At 56.4% G+C, this 330-nt stretch carries 1 pseudogene; it reads left to right on the top strand.

Features of this window, described 5'->3' with window-relative positions:
- Positions 1-180, top strand: a pseudogene (locus ACZ3HH_RS29535) (hypothetical protein); the annotation flags it as partial.
- Between the last annotated feature and the right edge of the window lie 150 nt (positions 181-330).

Raw genomic sequence — 330 nt, 5'->3', positions numbered from 1 at the left:
CTGGGCACATTGACTGCAGAGGCGCTGGCCAACCCTCAATCCATCAGCAAAGACAAGAACAGCAAACCGCTGAACATTCCCGACAATGCCCAGGTCATCACGTATTACTACAGCATCGAGAACCTGCCGCAGGCCAGGATCGATTGCGAAACCGGTGGGGGAAAATGGACGGAGAAGTAGCTGCTTGATGAGCGGAAGGCATCTTCACCTGATCGCTGCCCCTGGTAGCGACCAGATGGGTTGGCACGCAGGCTGCGTCCAGTCGACGCCGCATCAAGGATAGCGCCTGTCGAAAATTGCGTGGCAGAAACGACAAAGGCCTGCATGAGA

The sequence above is a fragment of the Pseudomonas sp. PME37.24/025 genome (assembly GCF_055556615.1).
This window is presented reverse-complemented; position numbering and strand designations above follow the sequence as displayed.